The following is a 5877-nucleotide window of genomic DNA, read 5'->3' as shown; positions in this document are numbered from 1 at the left end:
GGCGGGCCTGGGCCAGGGCGAGCGAAGGCGCCAGGGCGATGCCGGCGACCGCCAGCAGCAGAAGCCGGCGCTTCGGCTCAAAAGATCGACTTGGTTTCCACATCTTCCTTGGCCTTTTCCTCGATATGCAGACGGACGTCGGCATCGAGCTTGATGTTGAGGTTGATGGTGATCGGCTCCCGAGGGGCGACCACCTCGACCCGGGGCGTGCAGGCCGCGGCCATGAGCGCGGCGGGCATAAGGCGGAGGGGGATCCTCGCGCGATCCATTGGCGAATCCGTCACTGTTGCAGCCTCCCTGTTGCCCGGCCCAAGAGATCCTGCGCCGACCTTAGGCCGAGCAAGACGAGATCGGCAAGCCGGGCGAAATTGCTCTCGAGCCTGATGTTGAAATTGAAGGGCTGCCCCGGCAGCAATACGGGGTTGCCCCCCGCCATCTTCAGGAGCACATAGCCCTCACCCTCGGCCGCCTTGGCGAATTCGATGGCGAGGCTGTCGTAATGGAAATCGGACAGCGCCTGCAGGGTCAGTTCCATTTCCCGCCCCGCGGCGGCGATTTGCGGCGGCAGGTTGCCGGGACGATAGGACAGCGTGCCAGGACCTTGCGCCTTCAGCGCGCCATCGGTCAGCACCAGCCTGTCGCCCGCGACCTCGATCGGGATGCGGCCGTCGAGGAAGCCGGTGCCCGACAGACCGTCGAGGCCGAGAACGCGGGTCACCTCGGCGAGATCGACGTGCGCCACCTCGATGACGGTGCTGATCGCCGGGCGATCGAGGGTCGCGGTGAAGGCGCCGCTGGTCAGCGTGCCACCGGCAGCGCGGATCGTGACCGTCTCGACCTTGAGGGCGGGTTTCGCCAGCAGCTGGCCGGTGAATTCGACCACCGCGCTTTCGCCCCCGCTCGACACGGTGGCGCTCACGCGCTGGCGCGGCGCCGTCGTCAGGGGCCAGGGTCGGGTGATCCTGATCGTGCCGTTCAATGCGCTGACGCTCGCCGTCTCGCCGACAAACCCGAGATCATCGAGGGCGAGAGCCAGATCCGATGCCAGTTTGCCCCCCTGCCAGGTCAGTTTGCCCGACAGGCCGACGCCGCCGGAAATCTTGCCGGGCATCGAACCCAGTCGCGGACTGATGTCGACCGGCTGCAGGCCGCCGGACGCGAAACGCACCGGCGGCAAGGCCAGGGTCGCCGCGAGGGCGGCGCTTGCCATATCGTATCGCCCGGCGATGTCGAGGGTGACATTACCCAGGGTCAGGGGCGCGGCTTTCAGGGAAAACTCCACGGTATCGCCCACGAGGCCGGCTTGGCCCGACAGGCTTACCGGAATCAAGAGCGGCGGCTGCTGAAGGTTCCGCAGGACCGCCCCCGTCACGGTCGTTTCAAGGCCCGCATCGGTCAGTCGCAGGCTGATCGCGGCATCGGACAGGGCCCAGGGCAGACCCGGCAGGTCGATGGCGACGGCAGCCAGCTCAAGGCCGAGCCCCCCTGCCGCCGGCAGATCCAGCGCGAGTTTGCCTGCCGTGAGCGCGGCCTTGCCCGGCGGCCCCTCGACCGAAGCCGTCAAGACATCCGCCGCGACATGATTGCCGGCAAGGGAAAGCGTGGTCGAGGCCACGACACGCCAGCTATCCGCGCCCGAGCGATAGGTGACGCGGGCACCGTCAAGCGCCAGGGCGCCGATGTCGATGCCCGAAGCGCCGCCCCCCGAAGCATCTCCCCCCGCAGCGTCGCCGGTTCCGGGGGCGATCAGCGGCCGGCCGCCGGCCTCCAGCCCCGATGGACCATCCGCCAGATCAAGGTCGAGCCCGGCGAGGGTAATGGTGCCGACGCGCCCGTCGAGCAGGGCCGACAATTCGAAATCGACCGCCAGATGCTCCGCCGCGATGGCCCCGCCGCGCAACCGAAGGGCGGAGACATCGATCCGGGTGAAATCCACCCGGTCGAGCGAGAAGGCGACGGGACCGAAGCCCTGCCCCTCGATGACCCGAACGAGAATCACCCGGGCGAGATCCACCCGCCAGATCCAGGCCGCGAGACCGAATCCGGCCGTCAGGACCAGCAGGATCGCCAGTCCGGCGGCGAGAATGCGCGCCCATGGGGTGCGGCGCCTTGTCTGTGTGTCCTTGTTCACCCGGTGATCCTATCATCATGGGCGCCGCGACAGGACCGGCCTCGCGGATTTTTCACGAAGACCACGCCCGGGGTGGTCCTGCCGCCCCAAAAGTGCAACGCTGCGGGTGTCGCCACCGCTAGGGAAAGGGGGTCATGGGTCGCCATGACAGCAAGTTCCAGCGAAACGCCCGCTCGGTCTGAAGGTGCCGTCGTCGCCGTTCGCGGCGCCGTGGTGGATGTCCGGTTCGAGGCGGCCGCCCTGCCGCCGGTTCATTCGGCGCTCACCGTGCTCTGGGACCGGCCCGAACCCCTCGTGCTCGAAGTTCACGGCCATGTTTCCGGCGACGTCGTGCGGGCGATCGCGCTGCAGTCGACCTCTGGTCTTGCCCGGGGCATCCGCGTCCTCGCCAGCGGCAAACCGCTTGAAGTGCCGGTCGGGCCGGCGGTGCTCGGCCGTCTCCTGGATGTCGTTGGCAATATCAGGGACCTGGGCGCGCCCCTGCCCGAGGACACGCCGAGGCGCGGCATTCACAACCCGCCCCCGGCTCTCAAGGACGAAACCAGCACGACCGATATTTTCGAGACCGGGATCAAGGTGATCGATCTCCTGTCGCCGCTCTCCCGGGGGGGCAAGGCGGCCATGTTCGGCGGTGCCGGCGTCGGCAAGACCGTGCTCGTCATGGAACTGATCCATGCCATGGTCGAGAAATACAAGGGCACATCGGTCTTCGCCGGCATCGGCGAGCGCTCGCGCGAAGGCCACGAACTGCTGACCGACATGCAGGGCTCGGGCGTGCTCGCCCGCACCGTGCTGGTCTATGGCCAGATGAACGAGCCGCCGGGGGCGCGCTGGCGCCTGCCCCAGACCGCCCTGAGCATCGCCGAATATTTCCGCGACGAGCGGCACCAGAATGTTCTGTTGCTGATGGACAATATCTTCCGCTTCGTCCAGGCCGGGGCCGAGGTCTCCAGCCTGCTCGGCCGGTTGCCGTCGCGCGTCGGCTATCAGCCGACCCTGGCGACCGAGGTCGCCGCCCTCGAGGAGCGGATCGCTTCCGTCGCCGGGGCGGCGGTCACGGCGATCCAGGCGGTCTATGTTCCAGCCGATGATTTCACGGACCCTGCCGTGACCGCGATTTCCAGCCACATGGACAGTACCATCGTGCTGTCCCGCGCCCTGGCCGCTGAGGGTTTCTATCCGGCGGTCGACCCCCTCGCCTCGTCCTCGGTGCTGCTCGATCCGCTGGTGGTCGGGGAGGAGCATTACCGGATCGCCGAACAGGCGCGGGAAGTTCTCGCCCGCTTCAAGGACCTGCGCGACATCATCGCCCTCCTCGGGATCGAGGAACTGGGCAGCGCCGACCGGCTGGTGGTGCGGCGGGCCCGCCGCCTGCAGCGCTTCCTCAGCCAGCCGTTCATGGTGACCGAAGCCTTCACCGGAACGCCCGGGCGCAGCGTCTCGCGCGCCGAAACGCTGGCCGGCTGCCGGGCCATCCTCGACGGCGAGGCCGACGACTGGGCCGAAAGCTCGCTCTACATGATCGGCACGATCGACGAGGCGCGGCAGAAGGAAGCGACGGCAGCGAAAGGCGAGGCGGCATGAGGCTGAGGATCCTCACGCCCCTCGCCGTCGTCGTCGACGAGGATGGCATCGCCGCCCTCCGGGCCGAGGACGCGACGGGCAGCTTCGGCATCCTGCCCCATCACGCGGATTTCCTGACCGCGCTGACGATCGGCGTCGTCAGCTGGCGGCGGGCCGATGGACGGCAGGGGTTCTGCGCGGTCCGGGGCGGCGTGCTGAGCATGACCGGCGGCCGGGACATCGCCGTTGCAACGCGCGAAGCCGTGCCGGGTGATGATCTGGCCAGCCTGGGCGAGATCGTGCTCGCCCGCTTCCGCAGCTCTTACGAGGATGAGCGGCAGCAACATGTCGAGAGCACGCGGCTGCATCTCAACGCCATTCGCCAGATCATGAGCCATCTGCGCGCCAATGGCGGCGGACCTTCGCCATGAACGCCCCCATCACCCCGCCTCCCGACGAACGGGACCCGCTGGTGCGGGAAACCCGCCTGCGCGGCGAGAGACGGCGCCGGCACGAGGCGGAAAACGCCGGCTCGGCCCTGCGACGTCTCGGCCAGATCGGCGTGCTGGGCTGGATGATCGTCACGCCCGGCCTGCTTGGCCTGTTTCTGGGCCGCTGGCTGGACCGGCAACTGGAAAGCGGATTGTTCTGGACCGCGCCCCTGCTGATGATCGGCATCGGCCTTGGCTGCTGGTCGGCGTGGCGCTGGATGGGGCGGTCCTGACCATGACCGACGCGGTGTTCAGGATCGCCCTCGAAGGCCTCGCCGGGCTTGCCGCGGGCCTTGCCTTTGGCATCCTTTACTTCAGGGGTCTGTGGTGGCAGGTCCGCCGCTTCGAGGCACGACGCCGGCCGCTGGTGCTGATCGGGGTGATGATCGGCCGTTTCGCGCTTCTGGGCGGGGGGCTTGTGCTGGCGGCCCTCGCCGGGGCGGTGCCGCTGCTGACGGCGGCGCTTGGCGTCCTCGGCGGGCGGGCGCTGGTGATGCGCCGGGTCAGGATGGCGGCGCCATGACCTCCCCCCTCGAGAGCATCGCCCTGTTCCACATCGGCCCCGTGCCGGTGACGGCGGCGGTGCTGGTCACCTGGGCGATCATGGCGCTGCTCGCCCTCGGCGGCTTCCTGCTGACGCGCCACCTCGCCCTTCGCCCGAGCCGGGTACAGGCCCTGCTGGAAACCGTGGTCGAGACGGTGGACAGCCAGATCAGCGAAACCATGCGCGTGCCCCCGGCCCCCTACAGGCCCTTCATCGGCACGCTGTTCCTGTTTATCCTGACCGCCAACTGGGCATCGCTGGTGCCGGGGGTGGAGCCGCCGACGGCGAAGCTCGAGACCGACGCGGCGCTGGCTCTCCTCGTCTTTCTCGCGGTCATCGTCTTCGGCGTGAGGGCGGGGGGACTCCGGGGTTACCTGTCCAGTTTCGCCACGCCCAATCCGATCATGATCCCGCTCAATTTGATCGAGAACGTCACGCGGACCTTCTCCCTGCTGGTCCGCCTGTTCGGCAATGTGATGAGCGGCGTTTTCGTCATCGGCATCGTGCTGTCCCTCGCCGGGTTGCTGGTGCCCATCCCCCTCATGGCCCTCGATCTGCTCACGGGGGCGGTCCAGGCCTATATTTTCGCGGTTCTCGCCATGGTCTTCATCGCCGAGGCGGTGGGTGAAGCCGGGCACCATCCGTCGCAGCAAAGGAAAGATCCATGAACTGGCTCGCCCTCGTCAGCATCATTTCGGCCGCCGTCGCGGTCTGCTTCGGCGCGATCGGGCCGGCCCTGGCCGAGGGCCGGGCGGTCGCCGCGGCGATGGACGCCATCGCCCGCCAGCCGGAAGCGGCCAACACGATCTCGCGCACGCTCTTCGTCGGCCTCGCCATGATCGAGACCATGGCGATCTACTGCCTGGTGATCGCCCTCCTGCTGCTCTTCGCCAATCCGCTGCTCGGCTGAAGTCATGACCATCGACTGGTGGACCCTCGGCCTGCAGGCGGTCAATGTCACCGTCCTGATCTGGCTGATGGCGCGCTTCTTCTGGCGCCCGCTGGCCGCGATCATCGAGGCGCGGCAGACCGCCGCCGCCACCATCCTGACCGAAGCCGAAGCCAGGAGGGCGGAGGCCGCGGCCGAGGCGGCGAAGATCGCCGAGGCACGCGCCGGCATCGCGGCGGAACGGGACGCCATCCTGACC

General features: G+C 68.6%; 8 protein-coding genes and 1 pseudogene. 7 read left to right on the top strand and 2 right to left on the bottom strand.

Annotated elements, in window-relative coordinates; all coding sequences use genetic code 11:
* Positions 1–77 precede the first annotated feature (77 nt).
* Together WAZ62_RS15620 and WAZ62_RS15615 are read right to left on the bottom strand one after the other, a co-directional pair.
* A complete protein-coding gene (locus WAZ62_RS15620; RefSeq protein WP_422644458.1) occupies positions 78–239 on the bottom strand; it encodes a YnbE family lipoprotein in 162 nt (53 codons plus the stop codon).
* 41 nt (positions 240–280) lie between these two features.
* A complete protein-coding gene (locus WAZ62_RS15615) occupies positions 281–2131 on the bottom strand; it encodes an intermembrane phospholipid transport protein YdbH family protein (RefSeq protein WP_422644457.1) in 1851 nt (616 codons plus the stop codon).
* A 144-nt stretch (positions 2132–2275) separates the two neighbouring features.
* Here WAZ62_RS15615 and atpD point away from each other — a divergent pair, with 144 nt between their 5' ends.
* From atpD to WAZ62_RS15580, 7 genes and pseudogenes are all read left to right on the top strand, one after another.
* Complete coding sequence (atpD, locus tag WAZ62_RS15610) at positions 2276–3715, top strand: F0F1 ATP synthase subunit beta (protein ID WP_422644456.1); 1440 nt, start codon at positions 2276–2278, stop codon at positions 3713–3715.
* Positions 3712–4125, top strand: coding sequence for a F0F1 ATP synthase subunit epsilon (locus tag WAZ62_RS15605; protein ID WP_422644455.1), 414 nt, complete (start codon positions 3712–3714; stop codon positions 4123–4125). The genes atpD and WAZ62_RS15605 overlap by 4 nt, the downstream gene beginning before the upstream one ends.
* Positions 4122–4418, top strand: a complete 297-nt coding sequence (locus tag WAZ62_RS15600) for an AtpZ/AtpI family protein (protein WP_422644454.1) — start codon at positions 4122–4124, stop codon at positions 4416–4418. The genes WAZ62_RS15605 and WAZ62_RS15600 overlap by 4 nt, the downstream gene beginning before the upstream one ends.
* A gap of 2 nt (positions 4419–4420) precedes the next feature.
* Positions 4421–4708 carry an ATP synthase subunit I gene (locus tag WAZ62_RS15595; protein WP_422644453.1) on the top strand — a complete coding sequence of 96 codons (288 nt, stop codon included), beginning with the start codon at positions 4421–4423 and terminating at the stop codon, positions 4706–4708.
* Entirely contained in the window at positions 4705–5397 is a 693-nt protein-coding gene (locus tag WAZ62_RS15590; protein WP_422644452.1) for a F0F1 ATP synthase subunit A, read from the top strand. The genes WAZ62_RS15595 and WAZ62_RS15590 overlap by 4 nt, the downstream gene beginning before the upstream one ends.
* Positions 5394–5639: a F0F1 ATP synthase subunit C gene (locus tag WAZ62_RS15585; protein ID WP_109902018.1), complete on the top strand. Its 246-nt coding sequence runs from the start codon at positions 5394–5396 to the stop codon at positions 5637–5639. Before WAZ62_RS15590 ends, WAZ62_RS15585 begins: the two co-directional genes overlap by 4 nt.
* 4 nt (positions 5640–5643) lie before the next feature.
* Positions 5644–5877, top strand: a pseudogene (locus WAZ62_RS15580) (F0F1 ATP synthase subunit alpha); the annotation flags it as partial.

The sequence above is a fragment of the Zavarzinia sp. genome (assembly GCF_049306435.1).
Lineage (GTDB): Bacteria > Pseudomonadota > Alphaproteobacteria > Zavarziniales > Zavarziniaceae > Zavarzinia.
This window is presented reverse-complemented; position numbering and strand designations above follow the sequence as displayed.